13 protein-coding genes are annotated in these 14,046 nt (G+C 64.9%); 2 read left to right on the top strand and 11 right to left on the bottom strand.

The features are described from left to right. Positions 1 to 11 precede the first annotated feature (11 nt). From ACIPK7_RS22640 to ACIPK7_RS22615, 6 genes are all read right to left on the bottom strand, one after another. A complete protein-coding gene (locus ACIPK7_RS22640) occupies positions 12 to 1,511 on the bottom strand; it encodes an amidohydrolase family protein (protein ID WP_401090302.1) in 1,500 nt (499 codons plus the stop codon). Further along, entirely contained in the window at positions 1,508 to 2,707 is a 1,200-nt protein-coding gene (locus ACIPK7_RS22635) for an amidohydrolase family protein (RefSeq protein WP_401090300.1), read from the bottom strand. The genes ACIPK7_RS22640 and ACIPK7_RS22635 overlap by 4 nt, the downstream gene beginning before the upstream one ends. 125 nt (positions 2,708 to 2,832) lie before the next feature. Then, a complete protein-coding gene (locus ACIPK7_RS22630) occupies positions 2,833 to 3,885 on the bottom strand; it encodes an extracellular solute-binding protein (RefSeq protein ID WP_192435536.1) in 1,053 nt (350 codons plus the stop codon). Between the two features lie 38 nt (positions 3,886 to 3,923). Continuing rightward, on the bottom strand, positions 3,924 to 4,715 hold the full coding sequence (locus ACIPK7_RS22625) for an ABC transporter permease (RefSeq protein ID WP_401090298.1): 792 nt from the start codon (positions 4,713 to 4,715) through the stop codon (positions 3,924 to 3,926). Further along, positions 4,712 to 5,623 carry an ABC transporter permease gene (locus ACIPK7_RS22620; RefSeq protein ID WP_401090296.1) on the bottom strand — a complete coding sequence of 304 codons (912 nt, stop codon included), beginning with the start codon at positions 5,621 to 5,623 and terminating at the stop codon, positions 4,712 to 4,714. The genes ACIPK7_RS22625 and ACIPK7_RS22620 overlap by 4 nt, the downstream gene beginning before the upstream one ends. A 1-nt stretch (position 5,624) precedes the next feature. Continuing rightward, positions 5,625 to 6,695, bottom strand: a complete 1,071-nt coding sequence (locus tag ACIPK7_RS22615; RefSeq protein WP_401090294.1) for an ABC transporter ATP-binding protein — start codon at positions 6,693 to 6,695, stop codon at positions 5,625 to 5,627. 140 nt (positions 6,696 to 6,835) lie between these two features. On the opposite strand from ACIPK7_RS22615, the gene ACIPK7_RS22610 reads away from it, so the two are divergent. Beyond that, positions 6,836 to 7,522, top strand: a complete 687-nt coding sequence (locus ACIPK7_RS22610; protein ID WP_192435535.1) for a GntR family transcriptional regulator — start codon at positions 6,836 to 6,838, stop codon at positions 7,520 to 7,522. 227 nt (positions 7,523 to 7,749) lie between these two features. On the opposite strand, the gene yjiA is transcribed toward ACIPK7_RS22610, so the two are convergent. The 4 genes from yjiA to ACIPK7_RS22590 form a co-directional block, all read right to left on the bottom strand. Continuing rightward, entirely contained in the window at positions 7,750 to 8,748 is a 999-nt protein-coding gene (gene yjiA / locus ACIPK7_RS22605; protein WP_401090292.1) for a GTPase, read from the bottom strand. Between the two features lie 207 nt (positions 8,749 to 8,955). Continuing rightward, complete coding sequence (locus ACIPK7_RS22600; protein WP_015478970.1) at positions 8,956 to 9,159, bottom strand: YbdD/YjiX family protein; 204 nt, start codon at positions 9,157 to 9,159, stop codon at positions 8,956 to 8,958. A gap of 12 nt (positions 9,160 to 9,171) precedes the next feature. Then, a complete protein-coding gene (locus ACIPK7_RS22595) occupies positions 9,172 to 11,238 on the bottom strand; it encodes a carbon starvation CstA family protein (RefSeq protein ID WP_192402513.1) in 2,067 nt (688 codons plus the stop codon). Between the two features lie 185 nt (positions 11,239 to 11,423). Continuing rightward, entirely contained in the window at positions 11,424 to 11,933 is a 510-nt protein-coding gene (locus ACIPK7_RS22590; RefSeq protein WP_138214189.1) for a DUF3015 domain-containing protein, read from the bottom strand. A gap of 179 nt (positions 11,934 to 12,112) precedes the next feature. On the opposite strand from ACIPK7_RS22590, the gene ACIPK7_RS22585 reads away from it, so the two are divergent. Continuing rightward, positions 12,113 to 12,481, top strand: coding sequence for a PilZ domain-containing protein (locus ACIPK7_RS22585; RefSeq protein WP_054906515.1), 369 nt, complete (start codon positions 12,113 to 12,115; stop codon positions 12,479 to 12,481). A 19-nt stretch (positions 12,482 to 12,500) separates the two neighbouring features. Here the strand turns inward: ACIPK7_RS22585 and radA are convergent, their stop codons facing one another. Further along, positions 12,501 to 13,880: a DNA repair protein RadA gene (gene radA, locus ACIPK7_RS22580; protein ID WP_081520071.1), complete on the bottom strand. Its 1,380-nt coding sequence runs from the start codon at positions 13,878 to 13,880 to the stop codon at positions 12,501 to 12,503. Positions 13,881 to 14,046 lie beyond the last annotated feature (166 nt).

Raw genomic sequence — 14,046 nt, 5'->3', positions numbered from 1 at the left:
GGGGTGATCCTTCACGGGGCCGTTGGTGCATGCGCGTCGAGCAGCGGCGCGTCGGCGCTGTACGAGTCGGCAAAGGGAATCGCGGAACGGAACAGCGTGCGCCACGGCGGGTTGCCGAAGGCTCGCTCGGCGTGGTGCTGCATCTGCTTCAGGAACAGCGCGTCGGCACGGCGTTGCAGGTCGGCGTAATCGACGCCGATCACCTGGCCGCCCTGCATCACGCTGCGGCCGTCGATGAAGCTGGCAATGCAGTCGTCACCGCGGCCGGCGGTGAACAGGTTCTTCAGCGGGTCGAAGAACGGTCCCTGATGGAAATCACCCAGGCGGAACACCGTGATGTCCGCACGCGCGCCGACGGCGAGACGGCCGAGGTCGTCGCGGCCCAGCGCCTGGGCGCCGCCGAGGGTGGCAGCGTTATAGAGATCGAGCATGCGCGTGTGTTCGGCATCGCCCTCCTTCACCCGCGCAATGTTCAGGCCTTGGCGCAGGTTGTCGAGCATGTCCGCTGGGAAAGTGTCGGTGCCCATGGCGAGGTTGATGCCGCGTGCGCGGTAAGCGCCAAAAGAATCCAGCGCGTCGCCTTCGCGGGCGAACACCACCGGGCAATGCACCAGGCTCGCGCCGGTATCCGCGAGGCGCTGCAACTCATGCTCGCCGCTGTGCAGGATACCGTGTGGCAGAACGCTGTGCGGATTGAGCAGACCATAGCTGTCGAGCCACTGCAGCGAGGACGTGTCGCGCAGGCGACGCACCAGCTCCACCTCGTAGCGCGACTGGCAGCAGTGCAGGCGCAGTGGCGCGCTCAGTTCACGCTGTACAGCGGCGGTGCGTTCCAGCAGCGCAGGCGTACAGGTTTCGATGCGGTCTGGCAGCAGCGCGCCGCGCACCAGGCCGTGGTGGGCGCCGTCGAAGTCATGGAAGAAGCGCTCGGCTTCCTTCAGTCCGGCGAGGCCGGCGGCTTCGTCCCAGTGCTGCCCGGAGGTGCCGTCCGCACGGGCGTACGTCATGCCGCTCATGTAGCAGGGGCCGAGGTAGGTGCGCAGGCCAAGCTCGCCGGACAGCGCGGCGACCCCGGCGAATTCGTCGTAGCGCTCGGCCCAGCGTCGGTAGTACATGGAGGTGATCGGCATGGCGGTGGTTATGCCGTTGCGGATCAGCTGGGTGAAGGCATAGCGGTACTTGAACAGTTCCTCGTCGGGGCTGTAGCACTCGCTCGGCCCCGCCCGCAGGTAGTCCTCGGACCAGACGCGGCCCATGTTCCACTCGGCGCCGTTGTCCAGGGTAAGCACCGTGGAGTCGAGGTCGCCGAGGGCGTCGAGGTCGATGAAGCCGGGGCCGATCAGCGCGTGGCCGTAGTCGATCCACTGGCTGACTTCACCGGGGAAACCACGGCCGACGAAGACGATTTTCCCGCCCTCGAACACCACTTCGCCGTGGCGCCAGAGCACGTGCTGCTTACCGTCGAAGCCAACCACGAAGCTGGCTTTCAGGCCGATGCGGGGCGTGCTCACAGGCGCGACTCCACCAGGCGCCCATTCTCGGCAATCAGTTTGCCGGCCTTGAACACTTGGCGCTGCGCCGGGCGCGCGACCACGGCTTCACCGAGGGTTTCGACCGGCAGCAGGAGGAAGTCCGCCGGCGCGCCGACTTCGATACGCGCCGGCTCGCGACCCAGTGCGCGAGCACCGTTGTCGGTGGCGGCGGCGAAGGCGGCGGCGAGGTCTTCGTCCTTGCACAGGTCGAAGCGGAAGGCGAGGAGCATGGCGCGTTCGAGCATGTCGCCGTTGCCCATGGGCGACCAGGCATCGCGGATGCCGTCGCTGCCCAGGCACAGGTTGACGCCGGCTTCGCGCAGGGCGAGGAACGGCGGCACCGGGGTGTCAGCCGGGGCGGAACTCATCAGGGAAATGCCCAGTTCGGAGAGTCGCTCGGCCAGCGGCTCGACCTGCTCCCAGGGCGCCATGCCCAGGCAGTAGGCGTGGCTGATCATCACCTTGCCCTGCAGGCCGTGGCGCTCGGTGTAATCGGCGATGCGAGCGATCTGCCAGAGGCCCAGTTCGCCCTTGTCGTGCAGGTGGATATCCACGCCACGGCCGAATTCCACGGCCAGGCCGAAGACGATATCGAGCTGGGCAATGGGGTCGTCGTCGATACCGCAGGGGTCGAGGCCGCCGACATTTTCCACGCCCAGCGCCAGTGCCTCGCGCATCAGCTCGGCGGTGCCGGGACGACTGACGAGGCCGGTCTGCGGGAAGACCACGAACTCCATGTCGATCAGGTCGGCGTAGCGCTCGCGCAGCGCCTGCATCGCTACCACGTGGCGCAGGCCCAGTTCGGGGTCGATATCCACGTGGCAGCGGAAGGTCAGCGAGCCGCGGGCGATGCATTGCTCCAGCAGCGCGCCGGCACGGGCGGTGATGGGCGCCTCGATCTCGCGCAGCACGCGGCGCTCGTTGGCGATGTAGTCCTTGAGCGTGGGCCCGGCGCTGTTGGGGCGCCAGGGTTGGCCCCAGAGGGTCTTGTCCAGGTGGCAGTGGCTTTCCACCAGCGGCGGCAGCAGGAGCTGGCCGCCGCCATCGATGTCGCCGGCCAGCGGCGCGGCGTTACTGGCGGTACGACGTTCGGCGATACGGCCGTCACGGATGAGGAAGTCTTCCGCTGCATTGCCCAGCGGACGGATGTTGCGCAGCCAGTAGCTGTCGGTCATGGGGACCTCGAACAGAAATCGGATAAATGACGTCGGGCGGATAAAGCGTTCCGCTTTATGCGCCCTACGGGGTAGACCGGGACGACACCTGTAGGAGCAGGCCCGGCACGTAGCCGGGCCAACTATCAGCCCTTGAGCTTGGACCAGATGCGGTCCTGCAGCTCGCGGGACTTGTTGCTGCATTCCTTTTCCAGGCGCAGACGCTGCGCGTATTCCTCAGGCATGTTGATGGCGTCCATCACCTTCCACTTGGCGTCGAGCAGCTTGTCGGTCTCGATGCCGTTGGAATAGGCGATGGCGTTGGTCACCGCGGCGGCGTTCTCAGGCTTCATCATCCAGTTGATGAAGACCTTGGCGTTCTCCGGGTGCGGCGCGCTCTTGGGCACGGCGAAGTTGTCCTGGAAGGAGGCCACGCCCTCGCGCGGGTAAACGTACTTGATGGTGCTCTTCTGCAGCGTGGCGCGGGCGGTGGAGCCGTTCCAGTTCTGCATCAGCACGACCTCGCCGGAGGCCATGCGGTCCACGGTGTTATCGGAGCTGTACATCTTCAGGAAGGGCTTCTGCTTCTGCAGCAGCTCGAGAATCTTCTTGGCGTCCTGCGGGTTCTCGGTGCACTCGTCGACGCTGAGGTAGTGCGCGGCGGCGTTGATCAGGCTGCTCGGAGTATCCAGCGCGGCGACCTGGCCCTGCAGTTCCGGACGCGGCTCGAAGAATTCCTTCCACGAGTCATCCAGCTTGCCACCCGGCACCCGCGCGCTGTCGTAGGAGAAACCGGTGGTGCCCCACAGGTAGGGCGCCGAGTACTTGCGGCCGGGGTCGAAGCCCGGGTCGCGGAACGCCGGTTTGACGAACTGGAAGTTGGCCAGCTTGGGCGTGTCGATTTCCAGCAGCAGGTCCTGCTTGATCAGCGTCTGCATGATCGAGTGCGACGGCACGATCACGTCGTACGCGGCGCCGCCGGCCTGCAGCTTCGCCAGCAGGGTTTCGTTGCTGTCGTAGCCGTCCATGGTGACCTTGATGCCGGTCTCCTTCTCGAACTTGGCCAGCAACTCCACCGGGTAATAGTCGGTCCAGTTGTAGAAGAACAGTTGCTTGGGCTCTTCGGCCCGGGCAACGCCCGCAGCCAGCAGAGCGAGGGACAAACCGGCAAGGCCGTGACGCAGGGCATTCAACTTCATCGTTTTCTCCAGAAAGAGCGAAAGGTCGGCAGTCTTGATCAGGCGTCCGGCTTGCCGCGCTGGCCGAGCCAGTACGACAGCACCACGAGGACGATGGAAATCACCAGCATGAGGGTCGAGATGGCATTGATCTCGGGGGTCACCCCGGCCTTGATGGCCGAGAAGATGTAGACCGGCAGCGTCGTCGAGCCGGGGCCGGCGACGAAGAAGGTCATGATGAAGTCGTCGAGGCTGACCACGAACGCCAGCACCGCGCCGGACAGCACCGCCGGCCACAGCAGCGGCAGGGTCACCCGGCGGAACACCTGCCAGGGGCTGGCGTATAGGTCGCCAGCGGCTTCCAGCAGGCTCTTGTCCAGGTCGTTCAGTCGCGCGCGGATCGGCAGGTAGGCGAAGGGAATGCAGAATCCGACATGGGCGACTATCACCGTCATCAGGCCCAGTTTGATGCCCAGCGACATGAACAGCAGCAGCGTGGCCACCGCGATGACGATCTCCGGCAGGATCAGCGGCAGGTTGATGCCGCCCTCCACCAGCCGCCGGCCGTAGAACGGCCGCGAGGTCGCCAGCGCCGCGGCCAGCGCGATGCCCGTGGACAGCACGGTGGCGAAGCCGGCGACCACCAGCGAGTTGAACGCCGCCGCCTGAATCGACGGGTTGGCGACTATCTTGCCGTACCAGGCGAAGGAGAATTCGGTCCACACTGTGGCCGAACGGTTGGCGTTGAAGCTGTAGCCGATCAGCACGAAGATCGGCAGATACAGGTAGGCCAGGACCAGCAGGCTGGTTTCGCGGGTGCCGGGCAGTTTCTTCAGGTGCTGGGCGATCATGCGTTGGCTCCTCCCAGGTGGACGGCCTTGGCGGCGCGGCGGCTATACAGGGCGAACGCGATCAGGGCGAGGAGCATGATCGCCAGCAGCAGGAACGACAGCGAACCGCCCAGGGGCCAATTGCGCGCGGTGCCGAACTGCTGCTGGATCAGGTTGCCGATCATCAGGGTCTTGCCGCCGCCAAGGATCGCCGGAGTGATGAAAGCGCCCAGGCTCGGGACGAACACCAGCAGGGAGCCGGCGATCACGCCGGGCATGGACAGCGGCAGGATCACCCGCTGCAACGCCTTCCAGCGGTCCGCGCCGAGGTCATAGGCGGCCTCGACCAGGCGCCAGTCGAGCTTCTCCAGGGTCGAGTAGATCGGCAGGATCATGAACGGCAGGAAGCTGTAGACCAGCCCGACGCAGACGGCGAAGTCGTTGTACAGCAGTGTGATGCCGCCAGCCTGGGGGAACAGCGCGTTGACCGACTGGGCGATCCAGCCGTGCTCGCGCAGGATGATCAGCCAGGCGTAGTTGCGGATCAGCAGGTTGGTCCAGAACGGGATGGTGATCAGCAGCACCATCAGGTTGCGCGAACGCTCGCTGAGGCTGGTCATCCACAGCGCCACCGGGAAGCCGAAGAGGAAGCACAGCAGCGTGGTGCCGCCGGCCTGGAACAGCGAGCGCAGCAGCGCCTGAGCGTAGACCCAGTTCAGCTCCAGGTTGCCGTCGAAGTCTTCCTGGAAGAACAGCTGCACGTAGCTCTGGATCTGCCAGTCAGCGTGCCAGTCGACGCCGCCGTAGAGGTTGCGCGGCAGCAGGCTGATGTAACCCATGATCGCCAGCGGGATGGCGATCAGCCCGAGCAGCGTCAGCGCCACCGGGCTGAGCAGCAAGAGGCGGCGAGTGGTGGGCGATTCGTTCATTTCAGGCCTCCATCAGCAGGCAGGCCTGGGGCGGCAGGTGCACCGCCACGGCCTCGCCGACGTCGCGGGCGCGGCCGCCCTCGTTGCTCTCGCGCAGGGTGATCTGCGAGGCATCCGGCAATCGGCAGCGATACAACGTGGCGGTGCCGACGTACATCACCGTCTCGATCACTGCGCGCAGGTGGTGCGGCTGCGACGGGTCGACCAGCCTCGAACGCTCCGGACGGAAGGCCAGCTGCACGCTGGCGCTGCTCAGGCCCGCCGGCAGTTCGCAGGGGATTTCTGCGGCCATGGCGTTGGGGTGGAACCAACCCTGGCGCATCTGCCCGGGGAGGAAGTTGATGTCGCCGATGAACTGCGCGACGAAACGGTGCGTCGGGCGCTCGTAGATTTCGTTGGGTGTGCCAATCTGCATGATGTTGCCGTGGGACATCACGGCGATGCGGTCGGACAGGGTCAGCGCTTCTTCCTGGTCGTGGGTGACGAAAATGAAGGTGATGCCCGCCTCTTCCTGTACGCGCTTGAGCTCGACCTGCATCTCCTTGCGCAGCTTCAGGTCCAGCGCGGACAGCGGCTCGTCGAGCAGCAGCACCGACGGCTTGGGCGCCAGCGCGCGGGCCAGCGCCACACGTTGCTGCTGGCCGCCGGACAGCTCGGCCGGCTTGCGCCGCGCCAGGTGTTCCATCTGCACCAGCGCCAGCATCTCCTTCACCCGGCCGGGAATCTCGCCGCGCGCCAGGCCCTGCATCTCCAGGCCGAAGGCGATGTTCTCGCTCACCGACATATGCGGGAACAGGGCGTAGCTCTGGAATACGGTATTGATGCGACGACGGTACGGCGGCAGGTCGTTGACCCGTTCGCCGCCGACGAGGATGTCGCCCGAGGTGACGTTCTCGAAACCGGCGATGCTGCGTAGCAGCGTGGTCTTGCCGCAGCCGGACGGCCCCAGCAAGGTGAAGAACTCGTTATGGGCAATGTCGACCGAGACTTCGTTGAGGGCGGGAGCGACGTTGGGATCATCGGTGTAGCGCTTGCTGACCCGACGCACCTCGACTGACGACGAGTGATTCATTTTGGTGCATTCCTCTTGTTTTTGTATGCAATATTTGAATGCAATCTAGAAATAGCGTATGTATTTTTCTTCTGCAACTGGTTTTGCACGGACGGTTTTGCGGCATCCTTTGATGGGTCAAGCAAGAGGCGGAGTCGCTCATGGCGGAGAATCACCCCGAGTCCACGGTGGAACGCGTCTACCAAGGGGTTTACGAGGCAATCAGCAAGCGCACCCTGCGCCCTGGCATGAAGCTGGGCGAGGCGGCGTTGGCGGAATTGTTCAAGGTCAGCCGCACTTCGGTGCGCGCGGCGCTGAAACATCTGGAAGCGGACGGGCTGGTTTCCAGCGCGCTCAACAAGGGTGCATGGGTGGCGTTACCCAGCGACGAGGAGATCCGCTCGCTGTTCGAAACGCGGCGGCTTATCGAGATCGGCATCGTCAGTGAACTCTGTCGCCGCGCGGACAGCGCGATCATCCAGGACCTGCGTGACCACGTGGCGCTGGAAGAGGCGACCCACGACCACGACCACGCGCGGTTCGTCCACCTGCTGGGCGAGTTCCACCTGAAGCTGGCAGCGGCGCTGAACAACCCGGTGCTGCTGGACTTCTTCCGCAAGCTGATCGAGCGCGCCTCGCTCTACGCCACCACCCTGGACGACGACCAGCACGAAACCTGCCGCGGCAACGAGCACCAGCGGCTGATCGAGTACATCGAGTCAGGCAACCAGGCGGCGGCCATCGAACTGACCTGCATGCACCTCAATGCGATCGAGCAGGCCATCCTCAAGGCGGCGGGAAACCTGAAGGCGGATTACCACCCGCTCAAGCATCTGATCGGCGGCTGAGCCGCCCCGCCGCTTTTCTGTAGGAGCGAGCTTGCTCGCGAACCACCGCACCCGGCTGACTCCAATTTCAGCACTTGCGCCGTACAGTCCCCTCTCCCTGAAGGGAAAAGGGCGATTCCGTGCAGCGTCTGCCTTTGGCACCCGCCGAGAAGTCCCATTCGCGAGCAAGCTCGCTCCTACAAAGAGCGGCGGAGAAAAACGCCCGGCACAGGCCGGGCGTTTTTCATTCAGGCGGTCGGGCCGCCCGTAATGCGATCGAAGCCACGACGAATCTCTTCTTCGGGCAGGTTGTCGCCGATGAAGACGATCACGCTCTCGCGCTGCTCGTTGCCCTTCCACGGCGTATCCCAGTCGAAGCCATACAGCCGCAACACGCCCTGGAACACCAGGCGACGCTCCTCGCCGGCGATGTTCAGCACGCCCTTGTAGCGCAGCAGCGAGTTGCCGTGCCACTGCAACAGGTCGTCCATGAATTCGCTGAGGGCCTCGATATCCAGCGGGTAGTCGCTGCGCAGCACCAGGGTGGTGATGCGGTCGGTCGTATCCGCCGCCGGGCGAACCGGGCGCAGCAGCGGGCGCAGGCCGAGGTCGGCGTTGAGGTTGAAGCCGCGCACGTCGAGCAGGCGCTCCAGTTCGATGGCGCCATGCTTCACGGCATGGATCTCGGCGCGGCGGTTGATACGCTGCAGGCGCTCGACCAGGGCCTCGTACTGCGCCGGCGACACCAGGTCACTCTTGCTCACCAGGATACGGTCGCCAAAACCGACCTGGGCCTGGGCGATGGCTTCCTGCAGGTGGCGCTCGGCATTGGCGGCGTCTACCAGGGTGATGATGCCGTCGAGCAGGTAGCGCTCGCGCAGGGTCTCGTCGACAAAGAAGGTCTGCGCCACCGGGGCCGGGTCGGCCAGGCCGGTGCACTCGATCACCACGCGGTCGAAGTCCAGCTCACCGTTGTCGCGGCGCTCCAGCAGGACGTAGAGCGCGCGCTCCAGGTCGCTATTGATGGTGCAGCAGACGCAGCCGTTGGACAGCGTCGTCACCTGAACCGCGTCGTCGCCGAGCAATTGAGCGTCGATCGGCGTCTCGCTGAATTCGTTCTCGATCACGGCGATCTTCAGGCCGTGCTCTGCCTTGAGGATGTGCTTGAGCAGGGTGGTCTTGCCGGCCCCGAGGAAGCCGGTGAGGACGGTCACCGGAATCTGCGGCGCGCTTGCGGAATCGGTCATGGAAACTTCCAGGCAATCAGAATGAAAAACGGGCGGAAATGAAAACGGGCCGCGATCGCTCGCGGCCCGCATCTCTACTTATGAAACGTCGGCGAGGCAGGCGAGGCAAGGAGCCAGTGGCCGGGAAAAGCGGAGTCTACTTCAGTAGATGAGCATTTTTCCGGCCGCTGGCAACGCAGCATCGGCCACGCAGCCAGTTTCATCGCGTCAACAGCAGCGGATCGGCCGTCCCTTGCCGCCACCGTAGCGCGCCTCCTGGCGCTCGCGGAAGAACTCCTCGTAGGTCATCGGAGTCTTGTCCGGGTGCTTGTTCTGCATGTGCTGAACGTAGGTGTCGTAATCGGGCATGCCGACCAGCATGCGTGCGGCCTGCCCGAGATACTTACCCATGCGGCTGAGGTCGTTGAACATGATGCTCCTCCGTCAGGCGTCCGGGATCGGCTGGAACGGCGCTTCCTTGTCGGTGCGCTCCTTCTTGGTCCAGGCGCTGGCGCCCACCTTGATCGCGTACACCAGCACGCTGAACACCACCAGCAGGAACAGCACGGTGAGGCCGGCGTTGATGTAGGCGTTCATCATCACGTGCTGCATCTGGCCGATGTCCTTGGCCGGGGCGATGATCTGACCGGCGTCCAGGCCGGCGGAGTACTTCTTGCCCAGCGCGATGAAGCCCACAGCCGGGTTGCTGTCGAACAGCTTGATCAGGCCGGCGGTGGTGGTGCAGATCAACAGCCAGGCGGCCGGCAGGGCGGTTACCCAGACGTACTGCTGGCGCTTCATCTTGATCAGCACGACGGTGGAGAGCATCAGCGCGATACCGGCGAGCATCTGGTTGGAGATGCCGAACAGCGGCCACAGCGTGTTGATGCCGCCCAGCGGATCGACCACCCCCTGGTACAGCAGCCAGCCCCACAGCGCGACGCAGCCGCCGGTGCCGATGATGTTGGCGGTCCAGGATTCGGTCTTCTTCAGCGCCGGGACGAAGTTGCCCAGCAGGTCCTGCAGCATGAAGCGCCCGGCACGGGTGCCAGCGTCCACCGCGGTGAGGATGAACAGCGCCTCGAAGAGGATCGCGAAGTGGTACCAGAAGGCCATGGTGTTCTCACCCGGCAGCACCTGGTGAAGGATGTGGGCAATACCCACGGCGAGGGTCGGCGCACCACCGGCACGGGCCAGGATGGTGGTCTCGCCGATGTCCTTGGCGGTCTGGGTCAGAATTTCCGGGGTGATGGTGAAGCCCCAGCTGCTGACGGTCGCGGCCACTGCGGTGACGTCGGTGCCGACCACAGCCGGCGGGCTGTTCATGGCGAAGTAGATGCCCGGTTCGATGACCGAGGCGGCGACCATCGCCATGATGGCCACGAAGGACTCCATCAGCATGCCGCCATAGCCGATGTAGCGGGCGTCGGGCTCGCGGTTGAGCAGCTTGGGCGTGGTGCCCGAGGAGATCAGCGCGTGGAAGCCGGAGACGGCGCCACAGGCGATGGTGATGAACAGGAACGGGAACAGGCCGCCCTTCCAAACCGGGCCGGTGCCGTCGGTGAACTGGGTCAGGGCCGGCATCTTCAGTTCCGGCGAGACGATCACGATGCCGATGGCCAGGGCGATGATGGTGCCGATCTTGAGGAAGGTCGACAGGTAGTCACGCGGCGCCAGCAGCAGCCACACCGGCAGGACCGAGGCGATTGCGCCGTAGGCGATCAGCATCCAGACGATCTGCACGCCATGGAAGGTGAACACCGGGGCCCACTCGGGGCTGGCGGCGATCTGGCCACCGAGCCAGATGCTGCCCAGCAGCAGGATGATGCCGACCACGGAAATCTCGCCGATGCGGCCCGGGCGGATGTAGCGCATGTACACGCCCATGAACAGCGCGATCGGGATCGTCGCCAACACGGTGAACATGCCCCAGGGGCTTTCGGCCAGGGCCTTCACCACGATCAGCGCGAGCACCGCGAGGATGATGATCATGATCAGGAACGCGCCGAACAGAGCGATGGTCCCCGCCACCTGCCCCATTTCCTCGCGCACCAGCTCACCCAGCGAACGCCCGTTGCGGCGGCTGGAGATGAACAGGACCATGAAATCCTGCACGGCACCGGCCAGCACCACGCCAGCGATCAGCCAGAGCGTGCCGGGCAGGTAGCCCATCTGCGCGGCCAGTACGGGACCGACCAGCGGGCCGGCGCCGGCGATGGCAGCGAAGTGGTGACCGAAGAGGATGTGCTTGTTGGTCGGGACGTAGTCCAGGCCGTCGTTGTTGAGGACCGCAGGGGTCGCTCGGTTGGCGTCCAGTTGCATCACCTTGGTGGCGATGAACAGGCTGTAGTAGCGGTAGGCGACCAGGTAGATGGCAACCGCCGCGACGACGATCCACAGTGCGTTGATGGCTTCGCCGCGACGTAGTGCCACGACTCCCAAGGCAAATGCACCGACTATCGCCACCGCCAGCCAGGCGAGGTGACGTAGCAGGCTGTTGTTATTGTTCATAGCGAGGCTTCCGACAGTTTGAAGGCGAGAATTCGCAGAAAAATTCTAGTCTTTTCCGGCGACCCATTCATACGACCTTAGTCTAGGGCGGTTACGCGCTTATTGCCGGAGGTCAACGCGTTCGACCGCAGGGTCAGGAAATGAAAAGGCCCGCCTGTGGCGGGCCTTGGCGGCGCGACGTCCAGTCAGGCTGGCTGCTTGGCGTACTGCGCCAGAGTCTGGTCACGGCTCATCACGGCCAGGGTGTTGTTCAGCACCTGCTCCCCGGTGGCGTCCTTGGAAGTGAAGATCTCACCGAAGTGCTGCTGGGTGACCTGGGCGAAGTGCGCACGATCCTGAGTGGGGATGCCCAGCAGGACGGCATAGGCGTCCAGGGCCTCTCCGTGGCCCTGGGCCATGTTCTCGGCGATGTTGTCGAGCATGCCGTTCATGGCGAAGATCGAGCGGCCGCCGTAGGAGATGCGCTGGCTGGCGTCGCAGCCGTTGGTGCCGGAGGTCAGGCCGAAGGTGGCGTTGCCCGAGGTGCCGTTGGTGGTAGTGGCCAGCAGGTGCGGGAACAGGCCGCGCTGACCGTCGAAGACCATGTTGCCCCAGCCGCAGCCCTTGCCGCTCTGCCCGGCTTCGTCCGCGTGCGCTGCCAGGCTGGCAACGCTGATAACCCCAAAAATCAGACCCTTGATGAGTTTATTGTCCATGCTCTGCACTCCGCAGTTGTGGTGGTTAAACGCACATGGAGCTTTGGCGAGGGTCCGCAAGCTGTCAAACCCGTGCGACGCGCCTCTGACGGACGCCACCTCAACGACTGGCTTCCGACGCGTCAGCATTGCCTTGCGTCTATAGTGAGGCGAAGCAGAAACGGCCGGAGAGCCACGACATGACTGACGATCACGACGAGCGCCGGCGCTTCCAGCGCATCGCCTTCGACGCCGGCACCGAGATCAGCCAGGGCGACCTGCGCTGGAAGGTGACGCTGCTGGACTTGTCCCTGCAGGGCCTGCTGGTGCAGCGGCCGGAACACTGGAACATCGTCGCGCAGGAACCGGTGCAGGTGCGCATCTACCTGGGCTTCGACGTCAACGTCTATATGGAGGCCGACCTCGCCTGGGAGCGTGAAGGCCTGCTGGGCTTCAACTGCCGGCACATCGACCTGGACTCCATCAGTCACCTGAGGCGCCTGGTGGAACTGAACCTGGGTGACGAGTCACTGCTGGAGCGGGAGCTGACGCTGCTCAGCGAGCATTGAGTCGCTCAGGAGCGAGCCTCTATTCGAACAACGCATCCAGCGCCTGCTCCAAGCGTGTCACCGCGATGACCTGCAGGCCTGGCGGCGACTCCTTCGGCGCGTTGCCCTTGGGTACGATGGCGCGCTTGAAGCCGTGCTTGGCGGCTTCCTTCAGACGCTCCTGTCCACTGGGCACCGGGCGCACCTCGCCGGACAGACCGACCTCGCCGAATACCAGCAACTGGTGATCGAGCGGACGATTGCGCAGGCTGGACATCACCGCGGCCATCAGCGCCAGGTCCGACGCCGTTTCCAGAACCTTCACACCGCCAACCACGTTCAAGAACACATCCTGATCGTAGGTCGGGATGCCGCCGTGGCGATGCAGCACCGCCAGCAGCATGGCCAGGCGATTCTGGTCCAGGCCCAGGGTCACGCGGCGCGGGTTCGCCAGGTGGCTGGTGTCCACCAACGCCTGTACTTCCACCAGCATGGGCCGCGAGCCTTCCCAGGTGGCCATGACCACGCTGCCCGGCACCGATTCCTGAGCACGGGTGAGGAAGATGGCTGACGGGTTGGAAACTTCCTTCAAACCACGGTCGGTCATGGCGAACACGCCCAGCTCGTTCACCGCGCCGAAGCGGTTCTTCACCGCCCGCAGCAGGCGTAGGCGGCCATCGGATTCACCCTCGAAATACAGCACGGTGTCGACCATGTGCTCCAGCACGCGCGGGCCAGCCAGGGAGCCTTCCTTGGTGACGTGGCCGACCAGGAAGATCGCCGTGCCGCTCTGCTTGGCGAAACGCACCAGCAGCGCCGCGCTTTCGCGCACCTGAGCGACGCCGCCGGGTGCGGATTGCAACTGTTCAGTGAAGATGGTCTGGATCGAGTCGATCACCATCACTTTGGGCTGCTCCTGGCGCGCCGTGGCGATGATGGTCTCGATGCAGGTCTCGGTCATGACCTTGAGCTTGTCCTCGGGCAAGCCCAGGCGGCGGGCGCGCATGGCGACCTGCTGCTGGGATTCCTCCCCCGTGACATAGAGCGCCGGCAGGCGCGTGGCGATGTTGCAGAGGGTCTGCAGGAGGATGGTGGACTTGCCGATGCCGGGATCGCCGCCGATCAGCACGACCGAGCCATCGACCAGGCCGCCGCCCAGGGCGCGGTCCAGCTCCGCCGAGGCGGTGGAGAAGCGTGGCATTTCCTCGACGCTGACTTCGGCGAGGGTCTTGATGTTGGCCTGCTGGCCAGCCCAGCCGCCGCGGCCGGAAGAGCTGCTGGCCGATCCACCGGTGGGGGTGGTGTCGATGACGGTTTCGACCAGCGTGTTCCAGGCACCGCAATCAGGGCACTGGCCGGCCCATTTCGGGTAGGTGGCGCCGCACTCGGTGCAGCCGTACATGCGCTTGGCCTTGGCCATGGGGGACTTCCGTCGAATGCAAAGTCCCCATCATAAGCCAATCGGGTGGAGCGGTTCAGAACCTATTTACGGTCTCGCGAGCTAGAGCAGAAGTGCGCTGAAATCGGTTGAGGGAGCGGAGTTTACGCGCAGTAAATGAGCACCCCGAGGCCGATTTCAGCGCGGT

This window comes from Pseudomonas sp. NPDC086581, from assembly GCF_044746165.1.
GTDB lineage: Bacteria > Pseudomonadota > Gammaproteobacteria > Pseudomonadales > Pseudomonadaceae > Pseudomonas.
This window is presented reverse-complemented; position numbering and strand designations above follow the sequence as displayed.

Bases quoted from the DNA above. Each gene is read 5' to 3' on its own strand.
- ACIPK7_RS22625 (WP_401090298.1), bottom strand. From the start codon at position 4,715: ATGATCGCCCAGCACCTGAAGAAACTGCCCGGCACCCGCGAAACCAGC.
- ACIPK7_RS22635 (WP_401090300.1), bottom strand. From the start codon at position 2,707: ATGACCGACAGCTACTGGCTGCGCAACATCCGTCCGCTGGGCAATGCA.
- ACIPK7_RS22585 (WP_054906515.1), top strand. From the start codon at position 12,113: ATGACTGACGATCACGACGAGCGCCGGCGCTTCCAGCGCATCGCCTTC.
- ACIPK7_RS22590 (WP_138214189.1), bottom strand. From the start codon at position 11,933: ATGGACAATAAACTCATCAAGGGTCTGATTTTTGGGGTTATCAGCGTT.
- yjiA (WP_401090292.1), bottom strand. From the start codon at position 8,748: ATGACCGATTCCGCAAGCGCGCCGCAGATTCCGGTGACCGTCCTCACC.
- ACIPK7_RS22620 (WP_401090296.1), bottom strand. From the start codon at position 5,623: ATGAACGAATCGCCCACCACTCGCCGCCTCTTGCTGCTCAGCCCGGTG.
- ACIPK7_RS22600 (WP_015478970.1), bottom strand. From the start codon at position 9,159: ATGTTCAACGACCTCAGCCGCATGGGTAAGTATCTCGGGCAGGCCGCA.
- ACIPK7_RS22595 (WP_192402513.1), bottom strand. From the start codon at position 11,238: ATGAACAATAACAACAGCCTGCTACGTCACCTCGCCTGGCTGGCGGTG.
- radA (WP_081520071.1), bottom strand. From the start codon at position 13,880: ATGGCCAAGGCCAAGCGCATGTACGGCTGCACCGAGTGCGGCGCCACC.
- ACIPK7_RS22630 (WP_192435536.1), bottom strand. From the start codon at position 3,885: ATGAAGTTGAATGCCCTGCGTCACGGCCTTGCCGGTTTGTCCCTCGCT.
- ACIPK7_RS22610 (WP_192435535.1), top strand. From the start codon at position 6,836: ATGGCGGAGAATCACCCCGAGTCCACGGTGGAACGCGTCTACCAAGGG.
- ACIPK7_RS22615 (WP_401090294.1), bottom strand. From the start codon at position 6,695: ATGAATCACTCGTCGTCAGTCGAGGTGCGTCGGGTCAGCAAGCGCTAC.